Source organism: Salinispora pacifica CNR114 (assembly GCF_000514775.1).
GTDB lineage: Bacteria > Actinomycetota > Actinomycetes > Mycobacteriales > Micromonosporaceae > Micromonospora > Micromonospora pacifica.
The window spans coordinates 134,086-148,384 of the sequence record NZ_AZWO01000011.1; the positions used below are offsets into that span (position 1 = coordinate 134,086).

At 71.8% G+C, this 14,299-nt stretch carries 15 protein-coding genes; 5 read left to right on the forward strand and 10 right to left on the reverse strand.

All coding sequences use genetic code 11. The features are described 5' to 3' along the window. Positions 1 to 48: 48 nt before the first annotated feature. The 4 genes from B118_RS0108200 to pgsA all read right to left on the reverse strand — a co-directional run bounded on the left by B118_RS0108200 (position 49) and on the right by pgsA (position 3,374). Positions 49 to 543, reverse strand: a complete 495-nt coding sequence (locus tag B118_RS0108200; protein ID WP_018810368.1) for a hypothetical protein — start codon at positions 541 to 543, stop codon at positions 49 to 51. A gap of 63 nt (positions 544 to 606) precedes the next feature. Further along, positions 607 to 1,767 carry a glycosyltransferase family 4 protein gene (locus tag B118_RS0108205; RefSeq protein WP_018220234.1) on the reverse strand — a complete coding sequence of 387 codons (1,161 nt, stop codon included), beginning with the start codon at positions 1,765 to 1,767 and terminating at the stop codon, positions 607 to 609. Between the two features lie 16 nt (positions 1,768 to 1,783). Continuing rightward, positions 1,784 to 2,716, reverse strand: a complete 933-nt coding sequence (locus B118_RS0108210) for a phosphatidylinositol mannoside acyltransferase (RefSeq protein WP_018220235.1) — start codon at positions 2,714 to 2,716, stop codon at positions 1,784 to 1,786. Positions 2,717 to 2,738: 22 nt separating this feature from the next. Further along, entirely contained in the window at positions 2,739 to 3,374 is a 636-nt protein-coding gene (pgsA, locus tag B118_RS0108215) for a phosphatidylinositol phosphate synthase (RefSeq protein WP_018220236.1), read from the reverse strand. 249 nt (positions 3,375 to 3,623) lie between these two features. Between pgsA and B118_RS0108220 the strand changes: the two genes are divergently transcribed. After that, positions 3,624 to 5,777, forward strand: a complete 2,154-nt coding sequence (locus tag B118_RS0108220; RefSeq protein WP_018220237.1) for an elongation factor G-like protein EF-G2 — start codon at positions 3,624 to 3,626, stop codon at positions 5,775 to 5,777. A gap of 52 nt (positions 5,778 to 5,829) precedes the next feature. Here B118_RS0108220 and B118_RS0108225 read toward each other — a convergent pair whose 3' ends face one another. From B118_RS0108225 to B118_RS0108235, 3 genes are all read right to left on the reverse strand, one after another. Further along, positions 5,830 to 6,342: an HIT family protein gene (locus B118_RS0108225; protein WP_050592798.1), complete on the reverse strand. Its 513-nt coding sequence runs from the start codon at positions 6,340 to 6,342 to the stop codon at positions 5,830 to 5,832. Between the two features lie 161 nt (positions 6,343 to 6,503). Further along, the gene (thrS, locus tag B118_RS0108230) at positions 6,504 to 8,519 is read right to left on the reverse strand and encodes a threonine--tRNA ligase (protein WP_026185251.1); all 2,016 of its coding nucleotides are present in this window, start codon (positions 8,517 to 8,519) and stop codon (positions 6,504 to 6,506) included. Between the two features lie 86 nt (positions 8,520 to 8,605). After that, positions 8,606 to 9,526 (reverse strand): ADP-ribosylglycohydrolase family protein, encoded by a 921-nt coding sequence (locus B118_RS0108235; protein ID WP_027645273.1) that lies wholly within the window; start codon positions 9,524 to 9,526, stop codon positions 8,606 to 8,608. Positions 9,527 to 9,599: 73 nt separating this feature from the next. Between B118_RS0108235 and B118_RS0108240 the strand changes: the two genes are divergently transcribed. Both B118_RS0108240 and B118_RS0108245 read left to right on the forward strand, forming a co-directional pair. Continuing rightward, positions 9,600 to 10,289 carry a response regulator transcription factor gene (locus B118_RS0108240; RefSeq protein WP_018220241.1) on the forward strand — a complete coding sequence of 230 codons (690 nt, stop codon included), beginning with the start codon at positions 9,600 to 9,602 and terminating at the stop codon, positions 10,287 to 10,289. Between the two features lie 20 nt (positions 10,290 to 10,309). Further along, positions 10,310 to 11,395, forward strand: a complete 1,086-nt coding sequence (locus B118_RS0108245; RefSeq protein ID WP_028187667.1) for a HAMP domain-containing sensor histidine kinase — start codon at positions 10,310 to 10,312, stop codon at positions 11,393 to 11,395. Between the two features lie 194 nt (positions 11,396 to 11,589). Here B118_RS0108245 and B118_RS0108250 read toward each other — a convergent pair whose 3' ends face one another. Together B118_RS0108250 and B118_RS0108255 are read right to left on the reverse strand one after the other, a co-directional pair. Next, positions 11,590 to 12,612 carry an adenosine deaminase gene (locus B118_RS0108250; protein WP_018220243.1) on the reverse strand — a complete coding sequence of 341 codons (1,023 nt, stop codon included), beginning with the start codon at positions 12,610 to 12,612 and terminating at the stop codon, positions 11,590 to 11,592. Next, complete coding sequence (locus B118_RS0108255) at positions 12,609 to 13,403, reverse strand: trans-aconitate 2-methyltransferase (protein ID WP_028192629.1); 795 nt, start codon at positions 13,401 to 13,403, stop codon at positions 12,609 to 12,611. The genes B118_RS0108250 and B118_RS0108255 overlap by 4 nt, the downstream gene beginning before the upstream one ends. 81 nt (positions 13,404 to 13,484) lie before the next feature. On the opposite strand from B118_RS0108255, the gene B118_RS33420 reads away from it, so the two are divergent. Continuing rightward, on the forward strand, positions 13,485 to 13,616 hold the full coding sequence (locus B118_RS33420) for a hypothetical protein (protein ID WP_018810363.1): 132 nt from the start codon (positions 13,485 to 13,487) through the stop codon (positions 13,614 to 13,616). Continuing rightward, on the forward strand, positions 13,610 to 13,849 hold the full coding sequence (locus tag B118_RS0108265) for a hypothetical protein (RefSeq protein WP_026270481.1): 240 nt from the start codon (positions 13,610 to 13,612) through the stop codon (positions 13,847 to 13,849). The genes B118_RS33420 and B118_RS0108265 overlap by 7 nt, the downstream gene beginning before the upstream one ends. Before the next feature lie 119 nt (positions 13,850 to 13,968). On the opposite strand, the gene B118_RS0108270 is transcribed toward B118_RS0108265, so the two are convergent. Further along, positions 13,969 to 14,172: a cold-shock protein gene (locus B118_RS0108270; RefSeq protein ID WP_011905669.1), complete on the reverse strand. Its 204-nt coding sequence runs from the start codon at positions 14,170 to 14,172 to the stop codon at positions 13,969 to 13,971. Positions 14,173 to 14,299 lie beyond the last annotated feature (127 nt).

Here is a 14,299-nt window from a genome sequence, read left to right on the forward strand (position 1 = left end):
CAATCAGACCCATGGTGGCCTGCCCTGTGTCCGCCATCACGTACCCGGTCAGTCCTCGACCATGCCCTCCGGGGCGACCAGCGTTGGCTCGTCGATGTCGAAGTACCGCGGCCACGGGCGGCGCCGCCCCATCCGCAACAGCCGCACCAGCGGCCGGCCTCGGGCCGCGCGGGCGTCCCGAACCAGATCCGTGTGCACCTGGCGGGCCAGGGCCAGCCGCCGGCTGGCGGCGATGATGGCCTCGGTGTCCGGATCGCCGGGATCCAGCTGCAACGCCCGCAGCTGCCGGGTGAGATCGTTCTCGGCGGCCTCCCGCTCGTCCGGCCGCACGTCCAGGGCGACGCGGGCCGCCGCGTACAACTCGACGCCGTAACGACGTTCGGCGAGGACCGCGGCGGTCGCCGCCCGGCGCAGCAGGTGGGCGTCGAGCGCCCGGGCCGCGAGTTCCGCCCGGTCCTGCAACCGCTCGACCCGGCCGGCGGTCCAGACGAGGTACGTCGCCAGCAGCGCGCCGACCAGCGTCGCACCCACCAACCACCACATGCCCGGCATCGTAGTGCTGCTCCGTTCCCTCCGCCGGCCTCCCCGCTACCGCCGTCCCACCGGTCAGCCGAGCCCCACCCACTCCTGGTCGATCACCCGGCCGTCAGCGGCCTCGATCGCTGCGGCGTACACCTCGAGGATCCGGCGGGCAACCGTGGGCCAGTCAAACGTCGCCACCACCTGATCCGCGTACCCGGTCAGTTCGGTCCGTGCGTCCGCGTCGGCCAGGAGGTCGGCCAGCGCCGACCGCAGCGCCGCCGAGTCGCCGGTGCGGAACAGCCGGCCGGCCCGGCCCCGGTCCAGCACCCGGCGAAAAGCGTCGAGATCACTCGCCACCACCGCGGTCCCCGCCGCGAGCGCCTCGGTGAGGATCATGCCGAACGACTCCCCGCCCGTGTTCGGTGCCACGTAGAGGTGGACACTGCGCAACATGCGCGCCTTGTCCGCCTCGGAGACCAGCCCGAGAAAGGTGATGCGGTCCCGCAGCTCGGCCGGGAACTGGTCGTACAGGTCGGCCGGATCACCGGGGCCGGCGACCAGCAGGCGCAGCCCCGGACGCTCCCCGGCCAACGACACGAACGCGTCTCGCAGCACCGGGAAGCCCTTGCGGGCTTCGGTGAAGCGGCCGAGGAAGCCGATCGTGCCGCCGTCGCCGGGCGTGCACGGACCCGGCCAGCCCGGCAGCGGCTGGGCATCGGCGAACTTCGCGACGGCGACCCCGTTCGGGATCTCCACCGCTCCGCCGTCCATGTGCTCAACCTGCACCTTGCGGGCCAGGGCACTCACCGCGATCCGGGCCGTGATGCGCTCCAGCACGATCTGGAGCACCCCCTGGGCGGCGGCGAGCACCCGGGAACGCGTCATCGCCGTGTGGAAGGTCGCCACCACCGGCCCCCGCGCGCAGAGGACGGCGAGCATCGACAGGCTCAGCGCCAGCGGCTCGTGCACGTGCAGCACGTCGAAGTCGCCCCGGTTGATCCAGCGGCGGACCCGCGCGGTGGAGACCGGGCCGAAGGCGATCCGGGCCACCGAGCCGTTGTACGGCAGCGGAACCGCCCGACCGGCCGGCGTCACGTACGGCGGTAGCTGCGACTCCTCGTCCGCGGGGGCCAGGACGCTCACCTCGTGCCCGAGCCCGATCAGCGCCTCGGCGAGGTCCATCACGTGGTTCTGCACGCCGCCGGGCACATCCAGGGAGTACGGGCACACGATGCCGATCCGCACGTTGGCGCCCCTCCCCTCAGACCTGTCCGGTAGGCGGCGAGGGCCGCGCCGCGCCGTTCGGTGTGGCGCGCTGGTCCAGCCACATCCGTTGCAACATGTGCCAGTCTTGCGGATGGCGGGCCACGCCCGCCGCCAGACCATCGGCGACCCGCTGGGCCAGTATCCGCACCCGTACGTCGAGCGGGCCCTGCTCGGGATCGGGCAGCTCCAGTGGCCCCTCGATCCTGGCACACGCGACCTCCGGCTCATACCACAAGGAGGCGACGTAGAGCGGCGCGCCGGTGCGCAGGGCCAGCAGGGCCGGACCGGGCGGCATCCGGGTACGGGAGCCGAAGAAGTCGACTGTCACACCACGTGCCGACAGATCCCGGTCGGCCAGCAGGGGTACCACGTATCCGGCCTTCACCCGGTCGACCAGCACATCGAAGGCGGGTCGTTCGCCGCCGTGAGTGGGCAGGATCTCCATCCCCAGGTCCCGCCGGAACGCGAGGAAGCGCTGGTAGATCCCCTCCGGCTTGAGCCGCTCGGCAACCGTGGCGATCGGCCAGCCCATCGCCGCGACCCAGGCGCCCGCCATGTCCCAGTTGCCGGAGTGCGGCAACGCCACGACCGCGCCCCGGCCGGCAGCCACATCCGCGGCGAGCAACTCCTCGCCGTCGAGCCGAAATCCGGCGAGCAGCTGAGCCCGGCTCAGCGTGGGCAGCCGGAAGGTCTCCATCCAGTACCGGGCGTAGGACCGCAGCCCGGCCCGAACCAACCCGTCCAGCTCGGCCTCGGAAGCCCCCGGACCCACCACCCGGCGCAGGTTCGCGCGAAGCCGGGCCGCGCCCGCACCGCCGCGGCGGTGGGTGTGGTCGGCACCCGCCCGGAAGACGGTGGCCGCCACCGGCCGGGGCAGTGCCCGCACCGCACGCCACCCCGCGAGGTAGGCCAGCTCGGTGAGGTTCATCGGCGCCACCGCTCCAGCGCCCTCACCGCTGTCCGCCCGAGGCGGTGGGGAGCTGCTGGGCCTGCCGGTACACGTGGGCCATTCGCTGCCCCACCGTGAAGATCGAGACCGCGGCGAGCAGCCAGAGCGCGACCGGCAGGGCGACCTTCAGGCCCAGCCCGGCCAGCAGCCCCCCGACGCCGACGATCAGCAGCCGCTCCGTGCGTTCGGCGATGCCCACGTTGCACGTCAGGCCAAGCCCTTCGGCTCGCGCCTTCACGTACGAGACGAGCCCACCGGCGGCCAGACAGAGCAGCGCGGCGGCGACGCCCGCGTGGTCGCCCTCGGTGGCGAGGTAGTAGGCCACCGCACCGAAGACCGCGCTGTCGGCGACCCGGTCCATGCTCGAGTCGAGGAACGCCCCGAACCGGGTGCAGCCACCGCTCATCCGGGCCATCGTCCCGTCCAGCAGATCGGTGAGAGCGAAGACGGTGACGATCAACGCGCCGGCGACGAGATGACCGCGGGCTCCGAAACCGAGTGCTCCGACGAGCACCCCGAGGGTGCCCGTCACGGTAACCGTGTTGGGGGTCACGCCCGCACGGAGCAGGCGACGCGCGACCGGTTCGACGACGCGGGTCATGCCCGCACGGGCCGTCACTTGGAAGATCTTCGCCATGGCGGTCCCACGATAACGGTCCGGTGCCCCCAGCGGTACGGACGGTCGGGCGACCCGCCCGAGGGAACTTGTGCCATCCGGGCATCGGGGTGTCTGATCGACCCAGAAAGGTGAGGCAGCTCACCGCTCCGCCTATCCCGTTCCCGCTTGGCAGCAGCACCCCGGAGGATATCGCCGCGCACCCGCCCCAGGCCGCTTCTCTCGCGCGCGGCGGTCGCCACCACACACCCGGCTGAGGGAGGTGCGCCCATGGCGCAGAAGAGTCAGGACAAGGGGGTCGCCGGCGCGGTACCGGCGGTGACCAACCCCGGAGACATTCGCAACGTGGTGCTCGTCGGGCACTCCGGTGCCGGCAAGACGACCCTGGTCGAGGCGTTGCTCGCCGCGACCGGCACGATCGGCCGCGCCGGGAACATCACCGACGGCACCACCACCTGCGACCACGATCCGGCTGCCATCCGCCAACAACGGTCGGTGACCCTGGCCTGCGCGCCGCTCGTGCACGACGGGGTCAAGGTCAACCTACTGGACACCCCCGGCTACGCCGACTTCGTCGGCGAACTGCGCGCCGGGCTGCGGGCCGCCGACGCCGCACTCTTCGTCGTCTCCGCCGTGGACGGGATGGATGCCACCACCGCCGCGCTGTGGGAGGAGTGCGCGGCCGTGAACATGCCCCGGGCGGTGGCCGTCTCCCGGCTGGATCACCCGCGCGCGGACTTCGACGAGGCGGTCGCCCTCTGCCAGCGGGTGTTCGGCGACAACGTGCTCCCGCTCTACCTGCCGATGCTCGGCGACGACGGCGTCTCCACCGCCGGCCTGCTCGGGCTGATCACCCGCCGGGTCCTCGACTACACCGCCGGGCTGCCCGCCGAGGTACGGGAGCCGGACCCGGAACACCTGCCGGCGATCGTCGAGTCCCGCAACGAACTGATCGAGGGAATCATCGCCGAGAGCGAGGACGAGACCCTCATGGACCGGTACCTCGAAGGTGCCGAGATCGACGCCGACATCCTCGTCGAGGACCTGGAGAAGGCGGTCGCGCGCGGTCACTTCTATCCCGTGGTGCCGGTCTGCGCGCAGACCGGGGTCGGCCTCGACGCCCTCCTGGAAGTGCTCACCGCGGGCTTCCCCGCACCACTGGAGCGCGACCTCCCGGCGGTAACCGGGGTGGATGGCACGCCTCGCCCCCCGCTGACCTGCGATCCGGCCGGGCCACTGGTCGCCGAGGTGGTCAAGACCACCATCGACCGACATGTGGGGCGGGTCTCCCTGGTCCGGGTCTTCTCTGGCACGCTCCGCCCCGAACAGGTCGTGCACGTCTCCGGGCACGGTCTGGCCGACCGCGGCCACCCCGACCACGACGCCGACGAGCGGGTCGGCCACCTCTACTCACCGCTCGGCGCGACGTTGCGCGAGGTGCGCGCCGGTGTCGCCGGTGACCTCTGTGCGCTCACCAAGTCGGGCAGCGCGGAAACCGGCGACACCATCTCGGCCAAGGACGACCCGCTGCTGGTCGCGCCCTGGGAGATGCCGGAGCCGCTGCTGCCGGTGGCGATCGTGGCGCGTACCCGGGCCGACGAGGACGCGCTCGCCCGCAACCTCGCCCGGCTGGTGGCCGGTGACCCCACCCTGCGGCTCCACCGCGACAGCGAGACGCGTCAGCTGGTGCTCTGGTGCATGGGGGAGGCGCACGCCGACGTGGTGTTGGAACGGTTGCGCAGCGGTGGGGTGGAGCTGGACACGACACCGGTGCGGGTCGCCCTGCGGGAGACGTTCACCGTACCGGCCAAGGGGCACGGCCGGCACGTCAAGCAGTCCGGCGGGCATGGTCAGTACGCGGTCTGCGACATCGAGGTGGAACCGCTACCCCGAGGCGCCGGCTTCGAGTTCGTCAGCCGGGTGGTGGGCGGAGCCGTACCGCACAACTACATCCCGTCGGTGGAGAAGGGGGTCCGGGCCCAGCTGGAGCGCGGACTGACGGCCGGTGCCCCCCTGGTGGACCTGCGGGTGACGCTCGTGGACGGCAAGGCGCACAGCGTCGACTCCTCCGACGCGGCGTTCCAGACCGCCGGTGCGCTGGCGCTCCGGGACGCGGCCGACAAGGGCCGGCCGACGTTACTGGAACCGGTTGACGAGGTGGTCATCCGGGTGCCCGACGCGTCGGTGGGCGCGGTGTTGGGCGACCTCTCCGGCCGACACGGCCGGGTGCTCGGCACCGAACCCGACACCACCGCCGAGGGGCGAACCCTGGTCCGCGCCGAGGTGGCCGCTACCGAACTCCTCCGCTACGCCGTGGAGCTGCGCTCGATGACCGCCGGTACGGGCACCTTCCGCCGCGGGTTCGCCCGCTACGAACCCATGCCCAGCCACCAGGCCGACCGGGTCCGCGCGGAGCGCGGCTGACCGGGTGGCGGGGGTTCGCGGGGGCGGTGGCCGCCGCCGCGGGATCGTGGGGTCAGGAGGGCCAGGCGCTGGCCAGCAACGCCCGGGTGTCGCCGAGCAGCTGCGGCAGGACCTTGGTCCGGCCGATCACCGGCATGAAGTTGGCGTCACCGCCCCATCGGGGCACCACGTGCTGGTGCAGGTGCGCGGCGATCCCCGCACCGGCGACCCCACCCTGGTTCATCCCGAGGTTGAAGCCGTGGGCACTGCTGACCTTACGGATGACGCGCATCGCGGTCTGGGTGTGGGCGGCCAACTCCGCCGTCTCCCGGTCGTCGAGGTCGGTGTAGTCGGCCACGTGCCGGTAGGGGCAGACCAGCAGGTGCCCCGGGTTGTACGGGTACAGGTTGAGCACCACGAACACGTGCTCACCCCGCGCCACGACCAGGTTCTCCGGCTCTGACCGCCGGGGGGCCAGACAGAAGGGGCAGCCGGTGGGCCGCTCGTATCCGCCCTCGGGCCGGTCCCCGCCGGAGATGTAGGTCATCCGATGGGGCGTCCAGAGCCGGTCCAGGCCGTCGGCCATAGCATCGCTGTTGGTGTGTTCCTCCGCCCCAGTCACAGCAGCGATCCTACGGCCCGGCACCGGGTGCGCCGAAGCTCGGCGTACCCGACCAGCCCGACGGGCGGGCCGGGTACCCCACGTCGGGGTCTTCTCGGCGGTCGTGCCGCCGGCCCGGGCGCCCGTCACCCCTCGGCAGCGGAGGGCCCCTGGTTGGCGCGGGAGTTGACCACATCGAGGACGTGGTTGACCGCCTCGGCCGCCGGCACCCCGTTGCGCTGGGAGCCGTCCCGGTAGCGGAACGACACGGTGCCCGCCGCCACATCGTCGTCGCCAGCGATCACCATGAATGGAACCTTCTGCTGCTGGGCGGTCCGGATCTTCTTCTGCATCCGGTCGTCACCGGCGTCGACCTGGGCCCGCACGCCGGCCGCCCGCAGCGCGGCGACGAAGCCGTCCAGGTACTCGGTGTGCTCGGCGCGGATCGGGATGCCGACCACCTGCACCGGCGCCAGCCAGGCGGGGAACGCTCCGGCGTAGTGCTCGGTGAGTACGCCGATGAAGCGCTCGATCGAGCCGAACTTCGCGCAGTGAATCATGATCGGCTGCTGCCGGCTGCCGTCGGCTGCCTGGTACTCCAGCCCGAAGCCGGCCGGCTGGTTGAAGTCGTACTGGATCGTCGACATCTGCCAGGTGCGGCCGATGGCGTCCTTGGCCTGCACCGAGATTTTCGGGCCGTAGAAGGCCGCGCCCCCCGGGTCCGGCACCAACTCAAGGCCGGTGTCCCGGGCGCACTGCTCCAGCACGGCCGTCGCCGTCGCCCAGTCCTCGGCGGAGCCGACGAACTTGTCCGGTTTGGTCTCGTCGCGGGTGGACAGCTCAAGGAAGAAGTCGGTGATGCCGAAGTCCTGCAGCAGGCCGAGCACGAAGGCCAGCAGGTGCTTGATCTCCGCGGGCGCCTGCTCCTTGGTGCAGTAGGAGTGCGAGTCATCCTGGGTGAAGCCCCGCACCCGGGTCAACCCGTGGATGACGCCGGACTTCTCGTACCGGTAGACCGAGCCGAACTCGAACAGCCGCATCGGCAGTTCCCGGTAGGAGCGCCCGCGCGACCGGTAGATCAGGTTGTGCATCGGGCAGTTCATCGCCTTGAGGTAGTAATCCGCCCCTTCGAACTGCATGGGCGGGAACATCCCGTCGGCGTAGTACGGCAGGTGGCCCGAGGTGTGGAAGAGGCCTTCCTTCGAAATGTGCGGGGTGCCGACGTAGTCGAAGCCCTCCTCGACGTGCCGGGACCGGACGTAGTCCTCCATCGTCCGCTTGAGCACGCCACCCTTGGGGTGGAACACCGGCAGGCCGGAGCCGATCTCGTCGGGAAAGCTGAACAGGTCGAGGTCGGCGCCGAGCTTGCGGTGGTCCCGCCGGGCGGCCTCCTCCAGCAACCGCAGATACGCCTTCAGCTCATCCCGGGTCGGCCACGCGGTGCCGTACACCCGCTGGAGCTGTGGGTTCTTCTCCGAACCACGCCAGTACGCGGCGGCCGACCGCATCAGCTTGAACGCCCCGATCAGTCGGGTGTTCGGCAGGTGCGGGCCGCGGCACAGGTCCGACCAGCAGACCTTGTCCGAGTCGGCGGCGAGGTTGTCGTAGCTGGTCAGTTCCCCGCCGCCGACCTCCATTACCTGGGAGGAGTCCAGCCCGTCGCCCTTGAGCTCAATCAGCTCCAGCTTGAACGGCTCGGCCGCGAGCTCGCCGCGGGCCTCGTCCCGGTCCCGGAAGCGGCGGCGGCGGAACCGCTGGCCGGACTTGATGATCTCCTGCATCCGCTTTTCCAGCTTCGTCAGGTCCGCGGGCTGGAACGGCTGGTCAACCGCGAAGTCGTAGTAGAAACCGTTCTCGATCGGCGGACCGATGCCCAGCTTCGCCTCAGGAAAGAGATCCTGCACGGCCTGGGCGAGCACGTGGGCCGTGGAGTGCCGCAGCACGGCCAGCCCGTCCGGGGTGTCGATGCCCACCGGCTCGACCACGGTCTGCTGTTCCGGGGTCCAGTCCAGGTCGCGAAGCTGGCCCAGCGGGTCCCGCACCACCACGACCGCGCTGCGACCGGTCATCGGTAGTCCGGCCGCCGCGACCGCGTCGGCCGCCGTCGTCCCGGCGGCCACGACGACGGGGTCGGCCACAACGGGGTTACGGGGTGCGGACACGGTGACTCCTCAGGGCAGACGGTACGACTCGCTGCCGATGCTATCGGTCCACCCGCCGGCACCCGCCGCGGCCGGGCCGCCGGCGCTCAGGGCAGCCAATCCGGCAGCGGTTCGCGGGCGGCCAGCCACTCGGCCGGCACTCCGGCCGGGGTACCAACCCCGGTGTACGCGGCGACGATCGCGCCGACGATCGCTGCGGTGGTGTCCACGTCCCCGCCCGCCTCGACGCAGACCCGGACCGCCGTCGGGTAGTCGTCGAGGTGACTGGCGGCGACCCAGCAGGTGAAGGGGACGGTGTCCAGCGCGGTGACCCGCGACCCGTTGCCGAGTTCGGCGACGGCCACCTCCGGGTGGCGGCCGAACAGCCGGGCGGCCACCCGAACCCCCCGACGCACCTCGCTCGTCGGGTCCAGCGCGGCGGCCACTCCGGCGAGCAGTCGCGCTGGCTCCGGACGGTGGCCGTCCAGCCGGCCTCGGGCGGCGAGCGACGCCGCCACGGCCACCGCGACGGCACCGGCGACGCCCTCCGGGTGGGCATGGGTCACCTCGGCCGAGGCGCGGGCCTGGGCCGCCGCGCGGCTGCTCGAGTCAGCGAAGTACGCCCCGAGTGGCCCGACCCGCATCGCGGCGCCGTTGCCGCAGGAGCCCTGCCCCGCGAAGGCGGAGGCCGCGGCCACCGGCCACGGGGTGCCGGTGCGGATCAGCCGCAGGATGCCGACCGCCCCGGGACCGTAGCCCCGGTACGGTTCGCACCGCTCGGCGAAGGCCAGGGCGAGCGCGTCCCGGTCGATCCGCCCGGTCTCGGCGAGCGCGGCGACGACCGAGCAGGCCATCTCGGTGTCGTCGGTCCAGGCCCACGGGGACGGCGGGAGCCGGCCGGCGGCCAGGTCGGCCGGTCGGCGACCGGGAACGAAGAACTGGGAGCCGAGCGCGTCACCGACCGACAACCCGGCCAACGCGTCCCGGGCGAGCGCGAGTCTCGTGTCGGCGAAGAGGGTGAAGGACATCGTTTTACCAGCTTGCCGGTTTCACCGCGGTGCCGCAACGCGACCACCTTGCCGCGCCGAGTACCGTCTTGGGGTGGCCACTGTGCTCCTGGTCGAAGACGATCACGTCGTCCGCGGCGCGATGCTGCGCTCCCTCACCGGCCGGGGGCACGCCGTACACGCCGTCGGCACCGCGCTCGAAGCCCTGCGCCGAGTGGCGGCAGAGACCCCCGACCTCGTCGTACTCGACCTGGGCCTGCCCGACCTCGACGGTTCCGACGCCCTGCGGATGCTGCGGGGCATCACCGATATCCCGATCATCATCGCCACCGCCCGCGACGATGAACAGTCAGTCGTCCGGCTGCTGCGCGCCGGTGCCGACGATTACATGATCAAGCCATTCACCGGCGCACACCTGGACGCCCGGATCACGACCGTACTGCGGCGGACCGGTCGGGCCAGCCGGACGGTCCAGCCCGCGGTGCACGAGGTTGGCGGACTCCGCATCGACGTCGGCGAACGCAGCGCCGAGCTGGACGGGGAGCCGTTGGCGCTGACCCGCAAGGAGTTCGACCTGCTGGCGTACCTGGCGGCACGACCGGGCCGGGTAGTGTCGCGCCGGGAACTCTTGGAGGAGGTATGGCGGCAACCGTCGGTCGGCGAGGACCAGACCATCGACGTTCACCTCTACTGGCTCCGCCGCAAGATGGGCGAGACCGCGGCGAAGCCGCGCTACCTGCGCACCGTGCGGGGGGTGGGCCTCCGACTGGTAGCACCCGGCTGAGGTGGTCACTGGCCCTGGCCGTGGCGGGTGTGTGCACGCTCACGGCCCTCGCGTTCCTGGTGCTGTCGGCCACCGGTCTCGGCGACAGGAGCCCGTGGTGGCTTCCGATCGGCGTGGGGGTGGCGCTGGTCGCCACCGCGGTGTTGGTGGTTGATCGGGTGGCGACCCGCACGGTGCGCGCGGCCCGGGACCTGACGCAGGGAGCGCTGGCCCTCGGCGCGGGCGACCTCAACGTCCGGGTGCAGCCGAGCGGTCCCGGAGAGTTGGTCGCGGCCGGGTACGCATTCAACCGGATGGCCGAACACCTGGTCGCCACTCGCGCGGACGAGCGGGAACTGGTGGCCGACCTGTCCCACCGGCTACGCACGCCGCTGACCGCGCTTCGGTTGGACGCCGAGGCACTGGACCCGGACGACACCAGCATCGGCCTCTTCAGCGAGGCAGAGCTGGATCGTCGGCGTGGGATCCGGCGGATCCGGCAGGCGATCGCCACGCTGGAGGACGAGGTCGACCAGTTGATCAAGACGACCCGCAAGGCGGCCACGCAGGAGACCGCGCCAGGCAGCTGCGATGTCAGCGAGGTGGTCCGGGAACGGATGCGCTTCTGGTCCGCGCTGGCCGGCGACCAGAACCGGCCGTTCCGGGTCACCGGGGCGCAGCTGCGCATTCCGGTGCCGGTGCCGCGGGCGGAGCTGGCCGCCGCGCTGGACGCGGTGATCGGCAACGTGTTCCGGTACACGCCCCAGGGAACGGCGTTCGAGGTGGCGGTCTCCCGGCGGGATGGATACGTCGCCATCCGGATCGACGATGCCGGGCTGGGCGTCGCAGACCCGGACCGGGCGCTGCGCCGGGGTGCCAGCGACCGTGGCTCGACCGGGCTCGGCCTGGACATCGTGAAGCGGGTCGCGGTGCAGGCCAACGGCTCGGTCAGCATCGACCGCGCCCAACTGGGTGGGGCGAGCGTGGTGATGCTGCTGGCCGACCCGGAGGCGACACCGCGGCACGTCAGCCGGTTCGGCCTGGTGGGCCGGAGGGCCCGGGAGGCCCGCGACCACGCCGACAGTGGCCGGCGGCGCTGGAACCGGCGCCGCCCGGCTGATCGCTGAGTCACCCAAGCTGTGCCCGCGGCTAAGTTCTCCTTAGATCCCGCTTAACACCGGCGCTGCGCCGACACCAGCCTGCCACGATCAGGAGGCGAACCCACCACTTCGCCGGCCCGCCGCCCAGGCAGCCTCGGCCGGCGAAGCCGTGCGCGCGGCGGGAACCCGTTCCCCCCCCTCCTCCCGCCGCGCGCACCCGTTCAGGCCGCCTTCGCCAGATAGGCGTCGATCTCCCCGGCGATCCGTTGCTTACTCGCGGGGTCGAGGAAGGACGCGGTCACCGCGTTGCCGGCCAGCGCGGCGATGCCCTGTGGACCGAGGTCGAGCAGCCGGGCGGCCACCGCGTACTCGTCGTTGAGGGTGGTCCCGAACATCGGCGGATCATCGGAGTTGATCGTGACCAACAGCCCGGCCTCGACCAGCCGGGGCAACGGGTGCTCCTCAATGCGGGCCACCGCGCGGGTGCGGACGTTGGAGGTCGGACACACCTCCAGGGCCAGCTGCCGCTCGGCCAGGAACGCCAGCAGTTCCGGGTCCTCGACCGCCGAGATGCCGTGCCCGAGTCGTTCGGCGCCCAGGTCGCGCAGCGCGTCCCAGACGGTCTGCGCCCCGGTGGTCTCCCCCGCGTGCGGCACCGACCGGAGGCCGGCCGCGCGGGCCTGATCGAAGTACGGCTTGAACTGGGGCCGGGGTACACCGACCTCCGGGCCACCCAACCCGAAACTGATGAGCCCATCAGGGCGCTCGTCCAGGCTGATCCGCAGGGTCTCCTCCGCCGCCGGCAGGCCGGCTTCACCCGGGATGTCGAAGCACCAGCGCAGCTCGATGCCGAAGTCGGCCGCCGCCCGTTTGCGGGCGTCCTCGATCGCCTCGCAGAACGCCGGCGCGGGAATACCCCGGCGCACGTGTGAGTACGGGGTGACGGTCAACTCCGCGTAGCGGACCTGCTGACGGGCCAGCTCCCGGGCCACCTCGTGGGTGAGGAGCCAGACGTCCTCCTGGTCCCGGATCAGATCCACCACGCTCAGGTAGATCTCGACGAAGTGCGCGAAGTCGCGGAAGGCGAAGTAGTCGGCGAGCGCCTCCGGGTCGGCCGGGACCGGGCTGCGCCCCTCGTGCCGGGCGGCCAACTCGGCGACGATCCGGGGCGAGGCGGAGCCAACGTGGTGCACGTGCAACTCAACCTTGGGCAGGCCGGCAATAAAGGTGGACAGGTCGGTCACAGGTTCTCCTCTACGCGGGCGGCGGTACGGGCAACGAAAAAGACGCGGCGGAACGGAAAGCACACCTGGCCCTGCTGCACCGGGTACGCCTCGGCGAGCCGTACGCCCAGTTCCCTCCGGAAGTCGGCCCAGCCGGTAGGGTCGAGCGCGGCGCGCACCGGACGAAGCGCGGTCCCCTCCATCCAGCTCAGCACCGGATGGTCGGCATCAGCCGGAGCCGGAAGCAGGTGCACGTAGCTAGTCTCCCAAGCATCCACCGCGCACCCCTCGGCGGCCAGCAGCCGGGCGTATCCGACCGCGTCGTCCACGGACGCGGCGCGGAGCAGCGGGCCGAGCACCGTACGCCAGGCCGGACGGTTGGCCACCGTCTGCAGTGCCCGGTGCGACGGCGCGTCGAAGTTGCCCGGCACCTGCACCGCGAGGACGGCGCCGGCCGGCAGTTCCCGAGTCCAGCGGGTGAGCAGGTCCCGGTGCTCGGGTACCCACTGCAGCAGTGAGTTGCTGATGACCACGTCCTGGTCCCGGCCGGGGTGCCAGTGTCGGACGTCGGCGACGGCGAACTCCACCGGAGTGTCCAACGAGGCGGCCCGGTCGATCATCTCCGGTGCGGCGTCGATGCCGGTGACCCGGCTGTCGGGCCAGCGCTCGGCGAGAATCGTGGTCAGGGTGCCGGGCCCGCAGCCGAGGTCGACCACCGCCCGGGGCCGGGTGGTCGGCACCCGGGCGAGCAGGTCGTGAAACGGCCGGGCCCGTTCGTCGCCGTAGCGCAGGTATGTTGTCGGATCCCACATGACACCTCCAAACCGTACGTACGTCTTGTTGAACTGTGGCCCACCGTAGTCCGGACCAGCCCGAATCACTAGGCTCACCTCATGGAGCAGCGCACCCTTTCCCGGCGGAACCGCGCCGTCGGCGTGGTCGGCCTCGGCACCTGGCAGCTCGGAGCCGACTGGGGCACCGTCTACAACGACCTGGCCCGGCCGCAGGCGCACGACCGGTGGTGAACGGGACGGGCGCCCCCGGGGGGCGAGAAGGCGAAGCCGTGCTGCGGGGCTGGCTGGCGCTGGCACTCGGGCTGCTGGCCGTGGTGCTCGGCGCCCTCTGGACCGTACAGGGGCTGGGATTCATCGAGGGCAGCTTTATGACCGACGTGCGGCTCTGGGCCGTCGTCGGTCCGGTGCTCGCACTCGCCGGGTTGGCCTCGCTCGGGCTCGGCCTCCGCACCCGCCGCCGCTGAGCACCACCGACCGAACCGGAAAACGACGAGGCCCCGCATCCCGGAATGGGGTGCGGGGCTCGTGCTGATCCGGGCGAGCCGGATCAACCACTGACCGGCGGTGTGCCGGTCGGCGTAGTTCAGAGGGGGCGGACCTGCTCAGCCTGCGGACCCTTCTGACCCTGGGCGATCTCGAACTCCACCCGCTGGTTCTCCTCCAGCGTGCGGTAGCCGCTGGTCTGGATGGCCGAGAAGTGGACGAACACGTCAGCACCCCCGCCGTCGACGGTGATGAAGCCGAAGCCCTTGTCAGCGTTGAACCACTTCACGGTTCCCTGCGCCATGTGTATCTCCTTCTAAAACTGGCGGCCGAGCACGCCGTGCGGCCGGTTGGCCGTTTTCGAGCAGCGGCGCCTGAGGCGGCCCCCGATGAAGGAGACTTCTCTCAACCCACGCCATCTCTCAACAGCG